The sequence below is a fragment of the Steroidobacter sp. genome (assembly GCF_036406195.1).
Classification (GTDB): Bacteria; Pseudomonadota; Gammaproteobacteria; order Steroidobacterales; family Steroidobacteraceae; genus Steroidobacter.
On sequence record NZ_DASWVW010000047.1, the window covers coordinates 79,464 to 100,291 of the forward strand.

The following is a 20,828-nucleotide window of genomic DNA, read 5'->3' on the forward strand; positions in this document are numbered from 1 at the left end:
GAGCGGCGTCAGTCGGTGTCGCTAGCGGTCACCATGGAGCGCTCGCCGTCGCGTAGCTCTTGAGCCGTCAACACCCCATCACCGTCCGAGTCCATCTTGCTGAACATCTTCTTCGCGCCAGCAGCGTGTTCCTCCTCCGTCAGTTTGCCGTCATTGTCGGTGTCCATGGCGGCGATCTTCTGGGCGGACGACATCTGCTTGGGCATGGCCTTGCCCGTGCCGGAGGGGTCATAAGCTTTCTTGTCGCCCATCCTCTGCTCGCCCGGGCCCTCGCCGCGAGAGGCGGATTGCTGGTTGGAGTGACCCTTGCCCATCCTGGAGGCATGCGCCGCGTCCATTTCGTCTTCGGTCAGCACACCGTCCTGGTTCGTGTCCATCTTGCCGAACAACATGCGGGTGCCTTCGGCATGTTCGGCCGCGGACACCTTGCCATCACCGTCCTTGTCCATCATGGACATCTTGTCGTCCTTGCCGCCGCCGGCCACGGCCACGCCGCACAGAATACTGGCGATCGCGACGGGAATCAGTTTTGAAGCCAACATTTGCATGGCGAAATCCTCAACGCTTCGTGTTTCCACTCAACGTAACGCGCGGTGGCAAGTTCCGCTGCGGTAATCATCGTTGGTGGCTACTGGCGAGGCGACAGGCGATCCCTTCAGAGGCCGCCGACCCGATGTAAGACGATCGCAAGAGAGCGGAAGACGGCCAACAAAGAGCGTCTGACGGCCAAGTCGTTGCGCAGCCGGAGGTCGGCTTGTACTCTTCGCCGGTGCGTAAATTCTGCTGGCAGCGCTGGACCTTGATGTTTCTACTGGTGACCCGCCTGGTCATCGGCGAGCTGGGCCATGCCATGCCGGCGGTTCACGCGGATGGCGCGGGTACGGCTCATTCCTTGCTGGCAGCCGAGATTCTCGCAGATGCCGCGGTTTCCTCCGGGCACGAAGGCCATCAGTCCGAATTTCATCATGTGGGTCATTCGACTGCGGACACTGCTTCCGCTGGGGCGGATTGCTGCCAGTCCGACGAGTGCGAATGCCCCTGCTTGCATGTTCCTTGCGTGGCATTGGATGCCCTGGTCTTGAGTCCTGTCGCCACGGCTTTGCTGCGTACTTCACAGGGGCTGGAGCGCTTCCCGTCGCAGCGTCCGTCCGGCCTGTTCCGACCTCCCGCCCGATTCTCTTGATGCTCGTGGGCTGAGCGCGGCTGTGGCTCGGGTGCCTGGGCCAGCCTCGCATGTCATTGCTTCAATCAAGAGAGTTCCATGTCATCGATGCAATCATCGCGAGCGCGTTTGCCGCAGCTCTCGCGCAGATCTTTTCTACAGGCGGCGGGAGCCGGGCTGTTCGTCCTGGGGGCGCCACGCGGCAGCGGCTGGGCGCAAAGCCAGGCGCAAACGGTACTCACCGGAACTCACTTCGACCTGCAAATCGGCGAGGCGCCGTTCAACTTCACCGGCAAGCGACGTATCGGCACGGTGGTGAATGGGCAGATCCCGGCGCCGCTGTTGCGCTGGCGCGAGGGCGATACGGTCACTTTGCGGGTCTCGAACCGGCTCGACGTGCGCAGCTCCATTCACTGGCACGGCATGATCGTGCCGGCGGACATGGACGGCGTGCCGGGCCTGAGCTTCGAGGGCATCCCCAGCAAGGGCGAGTATCTATATCGCTTCAAAGTGAATCAGTACGGCACGTATTGGTATCACGCGCACTCGCGCTTCCAGGAACAGACCGGACTGTACGGACCGATCGTGATCGAACGTCGCGGCGGCGAGCGCTTTCCGGCCGAGCGTGATTACGTGGTGATGCTGTCCGACTGGACCGATATCGATCCTGAACGGATCTTCTCGGTGCTGAAGAAGCACAGCGACTACTACAACTTCCAACGCCGCACCGTTGGCGATCTCTTCGCCGATGTGCGCAAGAACGGTTGGGGCGAAACCATCGCTGAGCGCCGCATGTGGGGCGAGATGCGGATGAATCCCACCGATATGCTCGATGTTTCGGGGTACGCCTACACGTATCTCATGAACGGGGCGGCGCCAGTAGGCAACTGGACGGGCTCGTTCTCGCGCGGCGAGAAAGTGCGGCTGCGCTTCATCAACGGCTCGGCGATGTCGATCTTCGACGTGCGCATTCCCGGGCTGAAGATGACGGTGGTCGCCTCCGATGGCCAGGATGTCGAACCGGTGTCGGTGGACGAGTTCCGCATCGGCGCGGCCGAAACCTACGATGTCATCGTCGAGCCCAAGGACGATCGTGCCTATACGATCTTCGCGCAGGCCATGGATCGCTCCGGTTATGCGCGTGGCACGTTGTCTCCGAGCCCTGGGCTCGAAGCGGAGATTCCGCCGCTGGATCCCAGGCCGCTATTGTCGATGAGCGACATGGGAATGTCTCATGGTAGTCATGGATCGGGCGGACATGGATCGGGCGGACATGGATCGAGCGGACATGGATCGAGCGGACATGAATCGCACGGCGGCGCGGTCGATCACAGTGCCATGAATCACGGCGCGTCATCCGATCCACACGCCGGCCATGATATGTCGGGGCAGGCTTCCGCGCCTGCCGTCTGGCATCCGGCGAGCGAAGCAACGCCGCTGCAGGACATGCAGGCCGAACGACTCAACGTTGGTCTGGACGATCCGGGCGTCGGCTTGCGAAACAATGGCCGTCGCGTGCTGACCTACGCGGACTTGCGCACCATCGGCGGACCCATCGATCGGCGCCAGCCGGGACGAGAGATCCAGTTGCATCTCACCGGCCACATGGAACGGTTCGTCTGGTCGTTCAATGGCCAGAAGTTCTCCGAAGCCGAGCCGCTGAAGTTCCGGCTCGGCGAGCGCCTGCGCATCACGCTGGTGAACGATACGATGATGACGCATCCGATTCATCTGCACGGCATGTGGAGCGAGCTGGAAGATGCCTCGGGAAACTTTCAGGTGCGCAAGCACACGATCAATGTGAATCCGGCGCAGAAGCTCAGTTACGCCGTAACGGCGGATGCGGTCGGGCGCTGGGCCTACCACTGCCATCTGCTGTATCACATGGAGGCTGGCATGTTCCGAGAGGTGCATGTGGAGCCTGATGGAGGCGGCGGTTCAGGGGGCCAAGGCGGTCACGGCGGTCAGGGCGGTCAGGGCGGTCACGGTGGTCACGGCGGCCATGGAGGTCACTCATGAACGCGCTCATTCGATGGAGCACCGCGGTGGCGCTGCTGGCCTCGACAGGTTTGGCCGCGGCTCAGGAACAACATCAGCATCACCAGCATCAAGAGCACGCTCATCACGCGGGGCATGCCGACCCGCGCACCGAAAGCGAACGTGCCCACATTCCTCCGCCACCGCCGCAGCGTGTGATGGGGGACATGTCGGAGGAGGAAATGGCCGAGATGATGGACATGGACGACACCGAGCCCTACGGCCTGCTGCTGTTCGAGCAATTCGAGTGGCGGGACACCGATGAAGGCGACGCGTTGGCTTGGGAGGGTCGCGCCTTCTATGGCAATGATTACGACAAGGCACTGCTCAAGACCGAAGGCGAACGCCTCGACAGCGAATACGACGGCTCGGTGGAGTTGTTGTGGGATCGCGTGTTCTCACGCTGGTGGAGCGTGCAAGCCGGCGTCGCGCACGACTTTGGCGAGGGACCGTCTCGCACCTGGGCAGCATTCGGCGTGCAAGGACTCGCGCCGTATTGGTTCGAGGTGGAAGCATTGATGTACGTGGGCGAGCAGGGGCGCACCGCCGCCAGCTTCTCGGCCGAGTATGAAATGTTTCTGACGCAGCGGCTGATTCTCCAGCCGAAGTTCGAGGTCGATCTCTATGGCAAGGACGACATTGCCAATGGCATCCGCTCGGGGCTCAGTGATGCCGAGCTGGGGCTGCGCCTGCGATATGAAATCCGCCGAGAGCTCGCGCCGTATGTCGGCGTGATGTGGTCTCGCAAGTTTGGCGAAACCGCCGACCTGGTGCGGGAGCACGGCGGCGATGCTGAAGAGGTTCAGTTTGTCGCGGGAGTGCGTGCGTGGTTCTGAACTCTTGCCAATATATTGAGAACCGTCGTCATCTACGGCGCTCGCTGGGTTCACCAGCGAGTCGCCAGATGACGATGGCGATGGCAACGTGTCGCGCGCTTACTTCTTCGCCGCGTGCCGCCGCTCGAGCTCAGTCAGGACATCCAACAGCGACAGTTGCCTGCTCTTCAACAGCAGCGTGAGATGAAACAGTAAGTCAGCCGCTTCGCCGACAAACTTGTCATCATCCTGCGTCACCGCGGCCAGCGCGACCTCGACGCCTTCTTCGCCCACTTTTTGGGCCATCCGGGTCTTGCCATCGGACCAGAGGCGAGCAGTGTAGCTGCCCTCGGGCCGCTCGCTGACGCGCTTCTCGATCACGGACTCCAGTCGCGCCAGGAAGGCGAGCTGTGTGGCCGTGGTCGAGATGGCATCGCCGAAACAACTATCCGTGCCGTTGTGACACGTCGGTCCGTCGGGATGGGCCGTGATGAGCAACGAATCGTTGTCGCAGTCAACTGCCGCATCGACCAGGTGCAAGAAATTCCCTGAGGTTTCCCCCTTGGTCCACAACCGCTGCTTGCTGCGGCTGTAGAACGTCACGCGCTTCTCGCCAAGCGTTTTACGCAGTGCCTCCCGGTTCATGTAGCCGAGCATGAGCACCTTGCCATTGGTCGCGTCCTGCACGATTGCGGGCAGCAGACCCTCGCCCTTGCTCCAATCGAACGACTCGATCTGATCGAGTTTCATGGCCTGACCTCGACGCCGACCTCACGCAGATAGTTCTTCAGCTCCGGAATCGGCAGCGCTCCAGTGTGGAACACGCTCGCCGCCAGCGCGCCGTCCACTTTCGCCTCGCTGAATACGCTGGCGAAATGTTCTTTCGCGCCAGCGCCGCCGGAGGCAATCAGCGGCACTCGACACTGCGCTCGCACTGCGCTGAGTTGAGGGATGTCATAGCCTTTGCGCACGCCATCGCTCGCCATGCAGTTGAGCACGATCTCACCCGCGCCTCGTTCCTGTACTTCGCGCACCCAATCCAACGTCTTGCGTGCCGTATTGCGGGTCCGCTCCGGATCGCCCGTGAACTGATACACCTGATAGTCTCCGTCGATCGTCTGACTATCGATGCCCACGACTACGCATTGCACACCAAAACGTGCGCTGAGCCGGTTGATCAATTCGGGATCGGCCAGAGCGGGAGAGTTGATCGATACCTTCTCCGCACCTTCGCCCAGGACCTCCTCGGCATCGCTGACGCTGCGAATGCCGCCGGCCACGCAGAACGGAATATCCAGAATGCGCGCGATGCGGCGAATCCAGCTGCGATCCACCGTGCGTCCATCCGGACTTGCGGTGATGTCATAGAACACCAACTCGTCAGCGCCTTCGTCACGATAGCGCGTGGCGAGCTCCAGGATGTCGCCCACGACCACGTGATCGCGGAAGCGCACGCCCTTGACGACCTGCCCGTCTCTTACATCGAGGCAGGGGATGATGCGTTTGGCAAGAATGGCCGCAACTCCTGAGAAGAAATCTTGTTTTCCAGCAGCGCTTTGCCGCTGATCACCGCGGCGACGCCGCAGTCGCGCAGGGCGATCAGGTCGCGGGCGGTCGCAACGCCGCCCGAGGCCTGCCACTGCAATTCCGGAAAGCGCCGTACCGCTTCTGCGTATAGCTCGAAGTTCGGACCGGTGAGCGCACCGTCCCTGGCGACATCTGTGCAGAGCACGTGGGCGATGCCGGAGCGCGCGAAGCGCTCCACCACGTTCCACAGTGTTACGCCGCTGGACTGTTGCCAGCCATGCGTGGTGAGCATCGGTACGCCCGAATCATCGAGCCGCACGTCGAGCGCCAGCACGATTTGTGTGGGGGCGACGTCCGATAGCCACGAGATGACAACCTCGGGCGAGTTGATCGCTACGCTGCCGATGACGGCGCGCTCGACACCAGCATCCAACAGCGCTTTCACGCGATCCAAGGACCGCAGGCCGCCGCCGACTTGCAGTTTCACCGACGGATCGCTGGCGAACTTCACGATGACATCGCGATTGGCCTGCGTGCCGTCCTTCGCGCCGTCGAGGTCGACGACGTGAATGCGTCGTGCCCCAAAGCCGCGGTAGCGGGCGAGGATCTCAGCCGGATCGTTGGAATAAACGGTCTCGGCGGCGAAGTCGCCCTTGAACAGCCGCACGCAGCGGCCGTCCTTCAGATCGATGGCGGGAATCAGCTCCATGGCTCGATAGACGTCGTTCAGTGAGTCGGTTGCAGTTGCAGGAAATTACGCAGCAGCAGCGAGCCGGTGCGCGCCGAGCGTTCCGGATGAAACTGTGCGCCGAACACATTGCCGCTTTGAACCAGCGCCGAGAACTGCTCGCCGTAAGTGGCGCATGCCAGTGTCAAAGGCCCCACGGGTGCGGAATAGCTGTGCACGAAATAAACATGATCGCCCGGACTGATGTCCTTGAGCAGCGGCGAAGGCGAATCGAACTCCAGTTGATTCCAACCCATATGCGGCACGGGCAGGTCGTCACGATCGGCGAAGCGGCGCACGCGGCCGGGCAGCAGGCCGAGGCAGGGCACTTCACCTTCTTCCGACGATTCGAACAGCAACTGCATGCCGACGCAGATGCCCAGCATGGGCTGGCGCAGCTTGCGAATCGTATCCACCAGGCCGGGAATCTTCTGCAGACGCCCCATGCAGTCCGACGCAGCGCCCACGCCGGGCAGAATCACATGCGAGGCGGCGCGAACCTTCGCCGGATCGGTCGTGAGCTCGGACGCCACACCGAGCCGATCGATCGCGTACCGGAGGGAAGCGATGTTGGCACCGCCACTGTCGATGATCACGAGCTGCATTACAAAGTGCCCTTGGTGCTCGGCAGTTCGGTATCCGTGATGCGAATTGCCTGGCGGAGTGTCCGACCGACGCCCTTGAAACAAGCTTCGATCATGTGGTGAGTGTTCTCGCCCTGAACTTTCAGGTTGATGGCCGCACCCAGTGTTTCCGCCAGAGAGCGGAAGAAGTGCGGCACCAGCTCGGTGGGCAACTGCCCGACGCTGTCGCGGCCAAACTGGCCTTCGAACACGAAGTAGGGCCGGCCCGACAGGTCGATCGCGACCTGCGCCAGCGCTTCATCCATGGGCAACAGGAAGCCATAGCGATGAATGCCGCGCTTGTCGCCGAGCGCCTGCTTCAGCGCCGTGCCCAAGGCCAGCGCGCAGTCCTCGACGGTGTGATGCTCATCGATGTGCAGGTCGCCCTTGCAGGTGAGCTGCAGTGAGAAGCCGCCATGCTTGGCGATCTGCTCCAGCATGTGATCGAAGAATCCCAGTCCGGTGGAGATGTGAATCGGCCCTTCCCGGTCCAGGTTCACGTCGATCTTGATGTCCGTTTCCTTGGTCGTGCGAACCACTGTCGCAACGCGGGCCGGTGCCGTGAGGCGTGCGACAATTTCCGGCCAGGTGTCGCCCGGTGTTTCTTCGGTGCGGACGCGAATGCCTTCGATACCGAGGTTGCGCGCCAGTTCCAGATCGGTTTCGCGATCGCCGATGACGTAGCTGTGCTGACGGTCGATGGGATGCGTGCGCAGATAGTCGTCGAGCAGGCCGGTCTTCGGCTTGCGGCAGCGACAATTGTCGGCAGGCTTGTGCGGGCAGATGAACTCTGCGGCGAACACGATGCCTTGCGAGGCCAGCAACTCGCGCAGAAACTCGTGCGGCTCGCGGAATGTCGGCTCGGGGAAGCTTTCGGTGCCGAGACCGTCCTGGTTGCTCACCATGAGCAACGTGTAGCCGGCATCACGCAGGCGCTGTAACGCGGCGATCACATCCGGCACGAGGCGGAACTTCTGCAGGCTGTCGATCTGCTTGTCGGCGGGCTCGATGATGATCGTGCCGTCGCGATCGATGAACAAGACGCGTTGGCCGCTCATGCTGCTGCTCCGGAGGCGCGGGCCACGCCATGAACCAGGCGATCGTTCTGCTCGGGCGTGCCTACTGAAATGCGCAGGCAGGTGCTCAGTCCGGGCTGCGAGCGAGGATCACGAATGATCAAGCCCGCCTCGATCGTAGCTCGCAGCACGGCGTCCGCATCCATGCAGTCCACGAGAATGAAGTTCGAGTTGCTCGGCCACACCTGGCGGATCAGTGGCAGAGTGGCCAGCCGCCCGGCGAGCCGCGCACGTTCGCTGAGGATCAGCTCGATGCGCTGCTTCGACTCGGCGACGTGTGCTTCATCGGTGAAGTTCAGTACGGAGTCGATGGTTTGCGTCGGCAGGGCATAGGGCGTGATCACGCGAGCCAGCAGGCCGACGATGTCCTCGTCAGCGAGCAACGCTCCGCAGCGGGCGCCGGCCAGCGCATAGGCCTTGGACAGCGTGCGCAGAATCACCAGGTTCGGAAAGCGCTCGAGATCCTGCGCCATGCTGGGCACGCCGGCGAATTCGATGTACGCCTCATCTACTACGACGAGTGCCTTGTTGCTGAGTTGCGCGCACAGCAGTTCGATCGAAGCGCGGTCCAACAGGTTGCCCGTGGGATTGTTGGGCGTGCACACGAACACGAGTTTGACATTCTCGCGACAGGCCGCCAGCACGGCTTGCACATCCAATTCGAATCCGCGCTCCTTGACCAATGGCACTTCGATGACGCCGGCGCCCTGAATGCGCGCCGAGACCTTGTACATGCCGAAGGTGGGCGGGCAGATCAGCACATTGTCTATGCCGGCACGGCAGAAAGCGCGCACCAGCAGGTCGATGCCTTCATCACTGCCACGTCCGGCGAGCACGTTCTTCGGCGCGACTCCATACAGCTTGGCGAGATGATGGATCAGAACATCCGGCTGAGGCTCCGGATAGCGATTGAGGCCGGCTTCCGTGCGGTCGCCTTCGGCACGCCAGGGCATTTCATTGGCGTGCATGCGCTCCAGCGTCGGCTCCCAAGCCGCGTGTTGATACGGTTGCAGCGACAGGATGTCGGGCCGCGCGAGATTCAGGATCGGGTTCATATGGGATTGGCGAGTTGGCTCAGGCGCACTTGCACTGCATTGGCATGTGCGTCGAGGCCCTCGAGTCCGGCAATGGTGACAGCGGTCGGGCCGAGATCGCGCAGACCGTCGGCAGTAAGCTCCTGCACGGTCATGCGCTTCTGAAAGTCGACCAACGACAGGCCGCTGTAGGCGCGGGCAAAGCCATAGGTTGGCAGCACATGGTTCGTGCCGCTGCAGTAATCGCCCATGGTTTCCGGTGTCCACTGGCCGAGGAATACCGAGCCGGCGCTGCGAATGCTTGGCAACCAGTCGCGCGCGTTGCCAACTTGCACGATCAGATGCTCCGGTGCGTATGCGTTGCTCAATTCGAAGGCCGCTTGCAGCGAGTCGACCAGGAACAGGCGTGCGTGATTGATGGACTCTCGCAGCGTGCTTTCCCGGCCCAGCCGTTTCATTTGAGCTTCCACCTGTCCGAGTGTCGCTTCGGCCAGCGCCCGCGACGTGGTCACGAGAATGGCTTGCGCGTCCGCACTGTGCTCGGCTTGGGCGAGCAAATCGGCCGCGACGAATTCGGCATTGGCGCGCTCATCCGCGATGACCAGCACTTCCGAAGGACCGGCCGGCAGATCGAGCGCGGCGCCATCGGGATCGTTGGCGACGAGAAGCTTGGCAGCCGTCACCCAGGAATTGCCGGGGCCGAACACTTTGTCGACTTTGGGAATGCTCGCCGTGCCGTAGGCCATCGCGGCGATGGCTTGTGCGCCACCGACCTTGAATACGCGAGTGACGCCGCACAGCTTGGCTGTGACCAGCACGGCTGGATCGGCCGTGCCGTCTTTGCGAGGCGGTGTGCAGATGATGCGGGTCGGGCAGCCCGCGGTGCTTGCAGGCACCGCCAACATGATGGCCGTGGAGGGCAGGGGAGCTACACCCGCCGGAACATACAAGCCCACAGCGTCGATCGCACGAAAGTGGCGCTCACAGACGACGCCGGGCGATGTTTCCACTCGCAGCGGGCTGCTCACCTGCGCTTCATGGAAGCGTCGCACGTTGCCAATGGCGCGTTCGAGCGCAGCACGTTGCTCGCTGGTCAGAGCAGTTTCGGCGGCGGCGAATTCGGCGGCGCTCACTTCCAGAGTCTGAAGCTTCACGCCATCGAAGCGCGCGGTGTAATCGAGCAGCGCTTCATCGCCGCGCGAACGGACGTTCGCGATGATCTCGCTGACGCGTCGATGCAAGCCGTCGGTATCCGCTTGCGCGGGCCGCCGTAAGGCAGCACGCCGCTCATCCGCGGAAAGACTCGACCACTCCAGCAACGCAAGATTCACGATCAACCTCTCTTGTCGGTCAGTCGGCGCGCCAATGCACGCCTTTCTGACCAGTCATCGTTCACCAGTCATCAGTCACTTTCTTCTGGTCATGCCAGCATCTTTTCGACCGGCAGCACCAGAATCGCGCTGGCACCGGCGCCCTTCAAGCTTTCCAGCGTTTCCCAGAACACGTTCTCGCGACACACCGCATGCACCGCGACTTTGTCGTCGTTGCCGTCGAGCGGCATGATGGTCGGCGACTCGCTGCCGGGCAGCAGCTTGCGAATGTCCGCAAGCTTCGAGCGCGGGGCGTGCAGCATGATGTATTTGCTTTCCTTCACCTGCTGAACGCCGTCGATGCGCAGCCGGATGCGACGAATCCATTCCTGCTTCTCGGCGGATACAGGGACAGGCGTCGAAATGATCGCGGCCTGGCTCTCCAGGATGGTTTCCGCCTCCCACAAGTGATTGGCCAGCAGCGTCGAGCCCGACGACACCAGATCGCAAATGAAATCCGCGCGGCCCAGGCGAGGCGCGATTTCTACTGCGCCGGACAACGTGACGATCTCTGCTTGCACATCACGCTGACGCAGAAAGCGGCCGAGAATGTTCGGATACGTGGTCGCGATGCGTTTGCCGTTCAACGAACGGGCATCTTTGTACTCGACGCCGTCGGGCACGGCGATCGACAGGCGGCACTTGCCGTAGTCGAGCGTCATCAGCTGTTCGAACAGCGGCGTGGTGCCCTTGGCCTGAAAGGCGAGGCGCTTCTCTTCGATCACGTTCATGCCGACGATGCCCAGGTCGCAAACGTCCTGCTGCACCAGGTCGGGAATGTCGTCATCGCGCACGAACAGCAGGTCGAGCGGCATGTTCTCGCCGTAGCACATCAGCTGGTCCTTGCCGCGGCTGTACTTCAAGCCGCAGCGGACCATCAGGTCCAGCGAGTTTTCGGTGAGGCGCCCGGACTTTTGCAGGGCCACTTTGAGGCGGGAAGCTTTGTCCATCATGGTCGGGCGCGCCCTGAATCTGGTGAACGGGAGTCGGAGGAGTCTTTCATGCGTTCGGCGGCCAGGGTGTAGCCGCCGTTGCCATTGAGCAGATAGCGGGCGACGCGGCCGATCGTAGTCACGCTGACGCCGGTCTGTTTGTGAATTTCACGGTAGGGCACGCCTTGCTGGAGCAGGGCGACCACGGCCCATCGATCGGCCAACGCCTGCAATTCCGCGGGCGTACACAGGTCGCGAAAGAACGCGCGGCATTCTTCGATGCTGCGCAAGGTCAGGATGGCGCTGAACAGCGCCCGTTCCGCCAGCGCCTCCTGGCGCGGCGTCAAGGCCCGATGCTCTTTCATGGTGGATGGGTGAGGACGCGGCTGCGCCGGCTGTAACAATGTACTAGCACGTTAATACATTGGTGCATGGCGCTGCAAGCTCTTTCATGAGCGGCACCGGCAAGGTGCAGAAATGCCTGGGTTTATTTCGTGACGGGGTCGACGCTGGCAGCGCCCGGCCGCGGGCTTTTCTTGACCGGGCATGGCCCGAGCCCCTAGACTTGCCGATGCTCATCGAGACCGGCTGAGGGTCAGGCCCTTTGAAGCCGGGGCAACCGTCGAGGCTAACCACCTCGAAAAGGTGCCAACTCCTGCGGGAATGTTTACCCGACAGATGAGTTGCTGTGTAGCTGCCAGGCTTGCTGCCCGGCGGTGGGTCACGGCGACCTGCCTCTACGGACCTCCGTGGGGTTTCTGCGATGTGCGAAACCTGTCCAGCACCGGCATTCCGCCGCGCCGCTGGGGTCGATACGGAGTGTTCGATTCATGAATGCCGTGCCCGAGCCCGCTCCCGCGGCTGTCCGCGAGGGCGTGCTGGAGCTTGAACAACCCTTGCCGCTGCATTTTGGCGGACGGCTGAGCCACGTCCGGATCGCCTGGCGACTGGTCGGTGACCCGGCTGCTCCAGTCATTGCCGTGCTCGGCGGTATTTCCGCGGGCCGATGTGTCGTGGACAACGGTACCGAGAAGGGCTGGTGGGGCGAAATCATCGGACCGGGGCGTGCGCTCGATAGCAGTCGCTATCGCATCCTGGGCATCGACTTTCTCGGTGGTAGCGGCGGCAGCACCGGGCCGAGCACCGGCCAGGTGGACTTCCCTTCGATCGCTTCTCAAGACCAGGCCGAGGTTCTGCGGCGAGTCGCCGAACATTTGAAACTCGGCTCGCTGGCCGCCATCGTCGGCGCTTCGTACGGTGGCATGGTGGCGTTGGCTTTTGCGGAGCGCTGGCCTGATCGGGTCCAGCGCATCGTCGTTATCAGTGCCGCGCATCGAGCCCATCCCATGGCGACGGCGTGGCGCAGCGTGCAACGCGCGGTGGTTCGCTTCGGCGCTCAGAATGGACAAGGCACCGAGGGCTTGCGTCTCGCGCGGGCGCTCGCGATGGCGACGTATCGCAGCCCCACTGAATTCGAACAACGTTTTTCCGGTCCGGCGACGCGCGTCGACGGTCGTTTCCAATTCCCGGTCGAATCCTATTTGCTAGCGCGTGGCGATGCCTACGCCGCAACCTATATTCCCGAAGCGTTCGTGTGCCTGTCCGAGTCCATCGATCTGCATCAGGTCGAGCCATCGAACATTCAGGTGCCCACCTGGCTGGTGGCGATCATCGAAGATCAACTCGTGCCGGTCTCGGACATGCGGCAATTGAAACAAGCGCTCGGCGGTCCCGTGCACTTGACCGAGCTCTCATCGTTGTATGGCCACGATGCCTTCCTGAAAGAGACACAGGCCCTGCGTGAAGTATTCACCCACGCACTGTCGATCCCTGGAGATGTGAAATGACCTGGCGCCCCTCGGCAGCGACTCGTGCAGTCCGTGCTGCTTTGGATACGGATCCGCAGCACGGTGCGGTGGTGCCGCCACTGCATCTCACCTCGACTTTTTCGTTCAAGTGCTTCGGCGAGAAGCGCACCTATGACTATTCTCGCTCGGGCAATCCGACGCGCGACGCTCTGGGCGACGCCATTGCGTCACTCGAAGGCGGTGCCGGCGGGGTGGTTACCGCATCAGGCATGGCAGCCGTTCATCTCGCCTGTCAGTTGCTTTCGAGCGATGATCTATTGATTGCTCCCCACGATTGTTATGGCGGCAGCTATCGGTTGTTCGGCAATCTGGCGCGACGCGGGCAGTTGCGCGTCGAGTTTGTCGATCAGAACGATGAAGCAGCAGTGTCTGCCGCGTTGGCACGCAAACCCAAGCTGGTGTGGGTGGAGACCCCGAGCAATCCTCTGCTGCGTGTCGTGGACATTCGCAAGCTTGCGGAAAAGGCGCATGCCGTGGGTGCCTGGCTGCTTGTGGACAACACTTTCTTGTCGCCTGTCTGGCAGCAACCGCTGTCGCTGGGCGCGGATTTCGTTCTGCACTCGACTACGAAATATTTGAATGGGCATAGCGACGTCGTGGGCGGCGCCATCGTTTCTGCGACGCCTGAACTACACGAGCGCATGGTGTGGTGGGCGAATTGTATCGGCGTCACTGGCGCACCGTTCGACAGCTACCTGACACTGCGAGGCATTCGCACGCTGCATGCCCGTCTGAAGGTGCATGGCGAGAATGCACTGCAGATCGCCAAAGCCCTGCAAGAGCATCCCGCGGTGAAGAAGGTTCATTACCCGGGCCTGCCGTCGCATCCTCAGCACGAGCTGGCTCGCCAGCAGCAAACCGGTTTCGGCGCCATGGTGAGTTTCGAGCTGCGGGGCGGAAGTCCGAATGTTTGCGCGTTCCTCGAAGGGTTGCAGGCGTTCTCTCTAGCCGAGTCTTTGGGCGGCGTGGAAAGTCTGGTCGCTCATCCCGCGTCGATGACGCACGCGGCGATGGATGCCGAAGCTCAGCGCGCAGCGGGCATCGGCGAGACGTTGTTGCGGCTTTCGGTCGGCATCGAGGCGATCGAAGATCTGCTCCAGGATCTGCAGGCTGGACTGGATCGCGCCGCCGCCGTACGCTAAGCGATAGCTACGGTCCAACTGTCCGACAATAACCACGATCGCGCGGTTTCGTGCGATTCGTGGTGTCGCGTGCTTGGCATTGATGCCACAGGTGCGTGTACTCTTGCCGTCGTTGTTACCACGTTGGCAGGGCTCACACCGAATGAAGACCAGAGTCACCGAGCTGCTCGGCACGCGTTATCCCATCATTCAAGGCGGCATGCAGTGGGTAGGAACAGCCGAGATGGCATCGGCCGTTTCCAATGCCGGCGGGCTTGGCATTCTCACCGCGCTCACGCAGCCCACACCGGAAGATCTGCGCAAGGAGATCGAGCGCTGCCGGACGATGACGGATCAGCCGTTCGGCGTGAACATCACCATCCTGCCGGCGATCACGCCGCCGCCATACGCCGAGTATCTGCAAGTGATCATGGAAAGCGGCGTGAAGATTCTCGAGACCGCCGGCAACAATCCCAAGGACTACATCGGCAAGGTGAAGGAGTGCGGCATCAAGGTCGTGCACAAGTGCACGTCGGTGCGTCATGCGCTATCGGCGGAGCGCGCGGGCGTGGATGCGGTGAGCATCGACGGTTTCGAATGCGCCGGCCACCCTGGCGAAGATGACATTCCCAATTTGATTCTGATTCCGGCAGCGGTGCGCGCGTTGAAGGTTCCCGTCATTGCCTCCGGCGGCATCGCAGATGGCCGCGGCATGGCGGCGGCGTTTGCTCTGGGCGCGCACGGCATCAACATGGGCACGCGCTTCATGACGACCAAGGAAGCGCCGATTCACGACAACATCAAGCAGGCGCTGATCAAGGCCAGCGAGCGTGATACCCATCTGATGTTCCGGACCATGCACAACACCGCGCGCGTGTTCAAGAACGCCATCTCCAACGAAGTGGTCGCGATGGAGCGCAAGGGCGCCAGGTTCGAGGATGTGCGGCCGCTGGTCGCGGGCGCACGTGGCAGACAGGCGCTGAAGGAAGGAAACATTGACGGCGGCGTGATCAGCGCCGGCATGGTGATCGGATTGATCGACGATATTCCGAGCTGTGCGGAGTTGCTCGAGCGGATCGTTGCCGAGTGCCGGGCGCACTTGCGTGCCGCGGCGGATCTCGTCGGGGCGTGAAGGCTGCGTCTAGAGAATAGTCAGCAAGGCCAGGCTCAACCCGGCGTAGATCACGATGACGCTCCAGAAATACCCGGGTGATTCGGCTTTCAGCACCTTGCGCCAACGGATGCCCGACTTGGCGTGCACCTGGCCGTCCGCGGCGGCGAAGGTGGTGTAGACGGCCAGCAGGGCACCTAGCAGCTTGAACATCGCGCTTCCTGGAGTGTGGGCGCGATTCTAAGCTGTTGATTGCTTGCTATTTCGTGCGGCAGTTAACGTTGGCGACGGCCGTTTGCTTCCTCGCCGGTCCCAACGCGGGCGATAACTGGGGCCGTCCTGGGGCAGTCATCCTAGGGCAGTCTGGCGGCTTCCGGCCTGAGCGCCAGCGAGCCTGGCAACGGCGACCCGGCGCAGCTGGGTCCGCCGACCGCGCCGGGCGCGCACCCGTACCTGAATTTCCCTACGAAGACGTGGGCTGCTGAGCGGCCAGCCGGCACTCGTACTCCTTATATAAGCAAAGTATGGCCCCGTGCAGCGGGCCATCCACGCTCGGAAGTGGCGGCAATAAAAGCTGTGGATAAAAACAGGCCGGCGCAAGGCCGGCCTGGGATGTGGCAACTTAAGACCGCTGTCGTGGCGGCATCGGCTGGGCCGATACCGACCTTGGGGACTAACCCGACACGAGTCCCGTTTCCACCAAAGACACCTCGACCGTAGTGGCCGAGACATGGAGATTTGCCCGAAGGCGGAAGCGGCGGAAGAGATCGAATCCGTCGCTTGGGATAGATCATAACCGGTTCGACCGGATTGTGGTCAAGATTATTCTGCGACCGGATAAAATCTTTTTGTCTCCATAAAAATCAATAACTTACGAAGCTACTGCAGGATTCTGGCCCGCACCGCCTCGCCGGCCTGGGCGGTGCTGGCGGCGGGGCCGCCGGCGGCGATATCGGCCGTCCGAACGCCCTCGGCGATGGCCTTCCCGACGGCTTTTTCGACCGCCTCGGCTTCCTTCGGCAGATCGAGAGAGTGTCGCAGCAGCATGGCCACGCTGAGAATGGTGCCGTAGGGATTCGCAATACCTTTGCCCGCGATGTCGGGTGCCGAGCCATGAATCGGCTCATACAAACCGAGCTTGCCGGCACCGAGTGAAGCGGACGGCAACAAGCCCAGCGAGCCGGCGAGCATGGAGGCCTCGTCGGTGAGAATGTCACCAAACATATTTTCAGTGAGGATGACGTCGAAGCTCGCCGGTTTGCGGATCAGGTGCATGGCGGCCGCGTCGACCAGCATGTGCTCGAGCTTCACGTCCGGAAATTCGTCGCGCAACACTTTCTCGACGGTGCTGCGCCACAGGCGCGATGTTTCCAATACGTTGGCTTTGTCCACCGACGTGATGGATTTGCGACGGCTGCGAGCGAGCGCGCCTGCAACGCGAGTGACGCGAGTGATCTCTTCGACGGTATAGCTGCACAAGTCGCTGGCGGAATTTTCAGTGCGCGTCTTCTCGCCGAAGTAGATGCCACCTGTGAGCTCACGCACTACGATGATGTCGGTGCCCTTCAAGATCTCGGGCTTCAACGGTGACGCGTCATACAGATCGGCGTGCAGCGACACGGGCCGCAGGTTTGCGAACAGGCCAAGCGCCCTGCGCAATGCGAGCAAGCCTTGCTCCGGACGAACCTTGGCATTCGGATCCGACCACTTCGGGCCACCCACCGCACCGAGCAGCACGGCATCTGCCGTGCCGCACGCCGACGTCGTCTGGGCGGGCAGGGCGCTCTGCGTTGCATCGATGGCCGCGCCGCCGATCAGATGTGATTCGAATTGGAACTCGTGTCCGAAACGGCTGGCAATCGCCTCCAGCACGCGTACGCCTTGTTCAGTGACTTCCGGGCCGATGCCGTCGCCGCCCAGGACCACGATGCTTGCTTTCATAGGTGTTCAGTAACCGAAGGCTTAGAACGTGCGGGATGCTTCGTAACGCTCGATCGCGGGCGCTTGTTGCAACAGAAAGCCGAGCTCGTCGACGCCGTTCATGAGGCACACGCGAGCGAAGCCCTCGAGCGGGAACTTCGCGGTTGCGCCGGTGGGCAAGGTCAGCGTGGTGGTTTCCAGGTCGATCTTCACCCGGGCGCCTGGATTGTTCATCAACCACTCGTGGGTGCGCTCGTCGATGACGATGGGCAGCAGTCCGTTCTTCAGCGAGTTGTTGCGGAAGATGTCCGCGATCTCCGTGCTGATGATGGCGCGGAAACCGTAATCGAGCAGGGCCCAGGGCGCGTGCTCGCGCGAGGAGCCGCAACCGAAGTTGCGGCCTGCGACGAGGATTTCGCAGCCGGCCGCTTCAGGTTTGTTCAAGATGAAATCGGGCTTCACCGCGCCGGACGCATCGTAGCGCCAGTCGGAGAACGCCTGCTTTCCCAGGCCCTCGCGCGTGGTCGTCGTGAGGAAACGCGCGGGAATGATCTGGTCCGTGTCGATGTTCGAGACCGGAATGACGACAGTGCGAGATTCGATCGTGCGGATGGGTTGCATGGCCGGTGCTCAGTGAGGAAGGTAGGCGCGAGGATCGGCGATCTTGCCTGCGACCGCAGCGGCGGCCGCAGTTGCGGGGCTCGCGAGCAGCGTGCGTGCGCCGGCGCCCTGGCGGCCTTCAAAGTTGCGATTGCTGGTGCTGACGGTGTATTGGCCGCGACCGGCGGTATCGCCGTTCATGCCGATGCACATCGAGCAGCCGGACTCGCGCCACTCGGCGCCCGCTTGGGTGAAGATCTTGTCGAGCCCCAGGCGTTCGGCCTCACGCTTCACTTGTTGCGAGCCGGGCACGACGAGCATTCGCACGCCCTCGGCAACCTTGCGGCCCTCGAGCACGCCAGCCGCCAGCTCCAGATCGGAGAGCCGGCCGTTGGTGCAACTGCCGATGAACACGACCTGGATGGGTTTGCCGATCATTGGCTCGCCACCGTGCAGGCCCATGTAGTTGAGCGCTTTCGCGTGCACCGGATCGTTTGCGACCTCGGGCACTTTGCCAGTGATGGGTATCACCATGCCGGGATGCGTGCCGTAGCTGATCATGGGCTCGAGCTTGTCGGCGTCGATGGTGACGACGCGATCGAACTTCGCGCCCGGATCGCTCTTCAGCTCGCGCCAGCGTGCGACGGCCTTGTCCCACTCCGCACCTTGCGGGGCGAAGCGACGGCCCTTCAGATACTCGAATGTCTTCTCATCCGGCGCGATCATGCCTGCGCGTGCGCCGGCTTCGATGGACATGTTGCAGACGGTCATGCGCTCTTCCATCGACAAGGCTTCGATGGCCGAACCGCGATATTCGATGACGTAGCCGGTGCCGCCGGAGACGCCGATCTCACCGATGATGGCGAGGATCAGATCCTTCGCGGTGACGCCGGGGCGCAGCTTGCCGGTGACTTCGATGGCAAGCGTTTTCGGTCGACGCTGTAACAGACATTGGGTCGCGAGCACGTGGCCCACTTCGGTGGTGCCGATCCCAAAGGCCAAGGCACCGAACGCGCCGTGCGTGGCTGTGTGACTGTCGCCGCACACGATGGTCTTGCCGGGCTGCGTGGCGCCCAGTTCCGGGCCAATGACGTGCACGATGCCGCGCTGATCGCTGTCCAGGCCGAGCAGCTCGATGCCAAACTCGCGGCAGTTCTTTTCGAACTCCTTCACCTGCCGTGCGGCAGACTCGACCTTGATCGGCACGCGGCCGAACACTTCGTCCGGGTCGGTCGGGGTGGAGTGATCCATGGTGGCCAGCACACGATCCGGCCGCCGCACCTTCAGCTTCTGCTCGCGCAGCACGGAGAACGCCTGCGGCGAGGTGACCTCGTGTACCAGGTGCAGGTCGATGTACAGCACCGCCGGGGTATCGGCGCTTTCGGGCACGACCTGGTGCTGTTCCCAGACTTTTTCGAACAGGGTCTTGGCGGGCATGGAGCTGGACCGGCTGAGTCAGTGACGAAGCGCCAAGGATGCCAGGGATGAGGGGACGCGGGGGTGACGATTGCCGAAAGTGGCATCGCGGGCGGCGATGGATTGGCGCGAGAGCGCGGGTTTATTCGGGGCTGCGCTCGATCTGGCGGGCTGGGTCGAGGGGCTGTGTCGAGGGTCCGGGGCGCGCGTGGCGCGCCCCGGAACAGAACAGGGAAGCCGCGATTACGCGCGCTCTTCCTGCAACCAAGGCATGCGCTCGCGCAGCTTCACGCCGACCTTCTCGATCTTGTGCTTCAGATCCTGCTTCATGAGCTTGTTGTACTTCTTGCGGCCGCTCTTGTTCTCGGCAATCCACTGACGGGCGAACTTGCCGTCCTGGATTTCCTTGAGCACCTTCTTCATCTCCTTCTTGGTGCTCTTGTTCACGATGCGCGGGCCGCGGGTGAGGTCGCCGTACTTGGCGGTCTCGCTGATGAACTGATGCATCTTGGTCAGGCCGCCTTCATGCAGCAGGTCGACGATCAGCTTCAGCTCGTGCAGGCACTCGTAGTAAGCCACTTCGGGCTGATAGCCGGCTTCCACCAGCGTCTCGAAACCCTTCACCACCAGCTCGGTGGCGCCGCCGCACAGCACCGCCTGTTCGCCGAACAGATCGGTCTCGGTCTCTTCGGCGAAGGTGGTGGTCAACACGCCGCCGCGAGTGCTGCCGATGCCGTCGGCGTAGGCGAGGGCGATGTCTTTGGCCTTCTTGCCGCCCTGGAACACGGCCAGCAGCGCCGGCACGCCGCGACCCTGCTGATACTGACGACGCACCAGGTCGCCGGGACCCTTGGGCGCAATCAGCACCACGTCCAGATCCTTGCGCGGCTTGATCTGCTTGAAGTGGATGTTGAAGCCGTGCGCGAACAGGATGGTCGCGCCCTGCTTGATGTTGCCGATGACTTCGGCGTACAGCTCTTTCTGCGTCAGGTCCGGGGTGAGGAACGCGATCAGGTCGGCATTCTTCACGGCCTCGGCGGGCTCGGCGACCTCCAGGCCGTCCTTCTTCGCCTTGGCGAAGCTGGCGCCGGACTTGCGCACGCCGACCACGACGTCATAACCGCTGTCCTTCAGGTTCAGCGCGTGGGCGCGACCCTGACTGCCGTAGCCGAGGATGGCGATGCGGGCCTTTTGCAGGGCCTTCTTGTTGACGTCCTTTTGCGAGTAGATCTGCACCATTGCGCGGTCTCCGAATTGGCTCTTGTAAGCGTGTGTTGAAAAAGTGGTGTCTGAAAAACGAACGAACCCCGCCTCGGTCTGGCCGGTGCGGGGTTCGTGTGGCGAATCTCTATCCTGTAATGATCAGACGCCGATCCCGCACCCGGCCCGCCGCAGCAGGCCGCAGGTGACTACACGCTCTACTACAATGATCGCGTCGATCATTGCGAGGCCGAACGGATCGGCGGCGGCGTGCGTGGCTGCGGGCATG

The 20,828-nt window shown here is 62.6% G+C and carries 21 protein-coding genes and 1 riboswitch; of the genes, 6 read left to right on the forward strand and 15 right to left on the reverse strand.

The window, feature by feature from the left end; translation table 11 throughout:
* Window positions 1-8 precede the first annotated feature (8 nt).
* On the reverse strand, window positions 9-548 hold the full coding sequence (locus VGE08_RS18615) for a hypothetical protein (RefSeq protein ID WP_331069410.1): 540 nt from the start codon (window positions 546-548) through the stop codon (window positions 9-11).
* 302 nt (window positions 549-850) lie between these two features.
* Between VGE08_RS18615 and VGE08_RS26590 the strand changes: the two genes are divergently transcribed.
* From VGE08_RS26590 to VGE08_RS18630, 3 genes are all read left to right on the forward strand, one after another.
* The gene (locus VGE08_RS26590; protein WP_414717511.1) at window positions 851-1,183 is read left to right on the forward strand and encodes a CopL family metal-binding regulatory protein; all 333 of its coding nucleotides are present in this window, start codon (window positions 851-853) and stop codon (window positions 1,181-1,183) included.
* A 78-nt stretch (window positions 1,184-1,261) separates the two neighbouring features.
* On the forward strand, window positions 1,262-3,181 hold the full coding sequence (locus tag VGE08_RS18625) for a copper resistance system multicopper oxidase (RefSeq protein ID WP_331069412.1): 1,920 nt from the start codon (window positions 1,262-1,264) through the stop codon (window positions 3,179-3,181).
* Window positions 3,178-4,035, forward strand: coding sequence for a copper resistance protein B (locus tag VGE08_RS18630; RefSeq protein WP_331069413.1), 858 nt, complete (start codon window positions 3,178-3,180; stop codon window positions 4,033-4,035). Before VGE08_RS18625 ends, VGE08_RS18630 begins: the two co-directional genes overlap by 4 nt.
* A 99-nt stretch (window positions 4,036-4,134) precedes the next feature.
* Here VGE08_RS18630 and hisIE read toward each other — a convergent pair whose 3' ends face one another.
* From hisIE to VGE08_RS18675, 9 genes are all read right to left on the reverse strand, one after another.
* Entirely contained in the window at window positions 4,135-4,764 is a 630-nt protein-coding gene (hisIE, locus tag VGE08_RS18635) for a bifunctional phosphoribosyl-AMP cyclohydrolase/phosphoribosyl-ATP diphosphatase HisIE (RefSeq protein WP_331069414.1), read from the reverse strand.
* On the reverse strand, window positions 4,761-5,528 hold the full coding sequence (gene hisF / locus VGE08_RS18640) for an imidazole glycerol phosphate synthase subunit HisF (RefSeq protein WP_349258741.1): 768 nt from the start codon (window positions 5,526-5,528) through the stop codon (window positions 4,761-4,763). Before hisF ends, hisIE begins: the two co-directional genes overlap by 4 nt.
* Window positions 5,492-6,250, reverse strand: a complete 759-nt coding sequence (hisA, locus tag VGE08_RS18645; RefSeq protein ID WP_331069416.1) for a 1-(5-phosphoribosyl)-5-[(5-phosphoribosylamino)methylideneamino]imidazole-4-carboxamide isomerase — start codon at window positions 6,248-6,250, stop codon at window positions 5,492-5,494. Before hisA ends, hisF begins: the two co-directional genes overlap by 37 nt.
* Before the next feature lie 17 nt (window positions 6,251-6,267).
* Window positions 6,268-6,873, reverse strand: a complete 606-nt coding sequence (gene hisH, locus VGE08_RS18650; protein ID WP_331069417.1) for an imidazole glycerol phosphate synthase subunit HisH — start codon at window positions 6,871-6,873, stop codon at window positions 6,268-6,270.
* Window positions 6,873-7,949 (reverse strand): bifunctional histidinol-phosphatase/imidazoleglycerol-phosphate dehydratase HisB, encoded by a 1,077-nt coding sequence (gene hisB, locus VGE08_RS18655; protein ID WP_331069418.1) that lies wholly within the window; start codon window positions 7,947-7,949, stop codon window positions 6,873-6,875. Before hisB ends, hisH begins: the two co-directional genes overlap by 1 nt.
* Complete coding sequence (hisC, locus tag VGE08_RS18660) at window positions 7,946-9,022, reverse strand: histidinol-phosphate transaminase (protein ID WP_331069419.1); 1,077 nt, start codon at window positions 9,020-9,022, stop codon at window positions 7,946-7,948. Before hisC ends, hisB begins: the two co-directional genes overlap by 4 nt.
* Entirely contained in the window at window positions 9,019-10,320 is a 1,302-nt protein-coding gene (gene hisD / locus VGE08_RS18665; RefSeq protein WP_349258742.1) for a histidinol dehydrogenase, read from the reverse strand. The genes hisC and hisD overlap by 4 nt, the downstream gene beginning before the upstream one ends.
* 101 nt (window positions 10,321-10,421) lie before the next feature.
* Window positions 10,422-11,321, reverse strand: a complete 900-nt coding sequence (hisG, locus tag VGE08_RS18670) for an ATP phosphoribosyltransferase (protein WP_349258743.1) — start codon at window positions 11,319-11,321, stop codon at window positions 10,422-10,424.
* Window positions 11,321-11,668 (reverse strand): YerC/YecD family TrpR-related protein, encoded by a 348-nt coding sequence (locus VGE08_RS18675; protein ID WP_331069422.1) that lies wholly within the window; start codon window positions 11,666-11,668, stop codon window positions 11,321-11,323. The genes hisG and VGE08_RS18675 overlap by 1 nt, the downstream gene beginning before the upstream one ends.
* A gap of 207 nt (window positions 11,669-11,875) precedes the next feature.
* A riboswitch (SAM riboswitch) is annotated at window positions 11,876-11,988 on the forward strand.
* 145 nt (window positions 11,989-12,133) lie between these two features.
* Here VGE08_RS18675 and metX point away from each other — a divergent pair.
* The 3 genes from metX to VGE08_RS18690 all read left to right on the forward strand — a co-directional run bounded on the left by metX (window position 12,134) and on the right by VGE08_RS18690 (window position 15,424).
* On the forward strand, window positions 12,134-13,150 hold the full coding sequence (metX, locus tag VGE08_RS18680; protein WP_331069423.1) for a homoserine O-succinyltransferase MetX: 1,017 nt from the start codon (window positions 12,134-12,136) through the stop codon (window positions 13,148-13,150).
* Window positions 13,147-14,313: a cystathionine gamma-synthase gene (metB, locus tag VGE08_RS18685; RefSeq protein WP_331069424.1), complete on the forward strand. Its 1,167-nt coding sequence runs from the start codon at window positions 13,147-13,149 to the stop codon at window positions 14,311-14,313. The genes metX and metB overlap by 4 nt, the downstream gene beginning before the upstream one ends.
* 142 nt (window positions 14,314-14,455) lie before the next feature.
* A complete protein-coding gene (locus VGE08_RS18690; RefSeq protein ID WP_331069425.1) occupies window positions 14,456-15,424 on the forward strand; it encodes an NAD(P)H-dependent flavin oxidoreductase in 969 nt (322 codons plus the stop codon).
* Between the two features lie 9 nt (window positions 15,425-15,433).
* Here the strand turns inward: VGE08_RS18690 and VGE08_RS18695 are convergent, their stop codons facing one another.
* From VGE08_RS18695 to ilvC, 5 genes are all read right to left on the reverse strand, one after another.
* The gene (locus VGE08_RS18695; RefSeq protein WP_331069426.1) at window positions 15,434-15,616 is read right to left on the reverse strand and encodes a hypothetical protein; all 183 of its coding nucleotides are present in this window, start codon (window positions 15,614-15,616) and stop codon (window positions 15,434-15,436) included.
* Window positions 15,617-16,282: 666 nt separating this feature from the next.
* On the reverse strand, window positions 16,283-17,344 hold the full coding sequence (gene leuB / locus VGE08_RS18700) for a 3-isopropylmalate dehydrogenase (RefSeq protein ID WP_331069427.1): 1,062 nt from the start codon (window positions 17,342-17,344) through the stop codon (window positions 16,283-16,285).
* A 21-nt stretch (window positions 17,345-17,365) separates the two neighbouring features.
* Window positions 17,366-17,944, reverse strand: coding sequence for a 3-isopropylmalate dehydratase small subunit (gene leuD, locus VGE08_RS18705; RefSeq protein WP_331069428.1), 579 nt, complete (start codon window positions 17,942-17,944; stop codon window positions 17,366-17,368).
* A 9-nt stretch (window positions 17,945-17,953) separates the two neighbouring features.
* On the reverse strand, window positions 17,954-19,360 hold the full coding sequence (gene leuC / locus VGE08_RS18710) for a 3-isopropylmalate dehydratase large subunit (RefSeq protein ID WP_331069429.1): 1,407 nt from the start codon (window positions 19,358-19,360) through the stop codon (window positions 17,954-17,956).
* A 222-nt stretch (window positions 19,361-19,582) separates the two neighbouring features.
* Window positions 19,583-20,578 carry a ketol-acid reductoisomerase gene (gene ilvC / locus VGE08_RS18715; protein WP_349258737.1) on the reverse strand — a complete coding sequence of 332 codons (996 nt, stop codon included), beginning with the start codon at window positions 20,576-20,578 and terminating at the stop codon, window positions 19,583-19,585.
* Window positions 20,579-20,828: the final 250 nt, after the last annotated feature.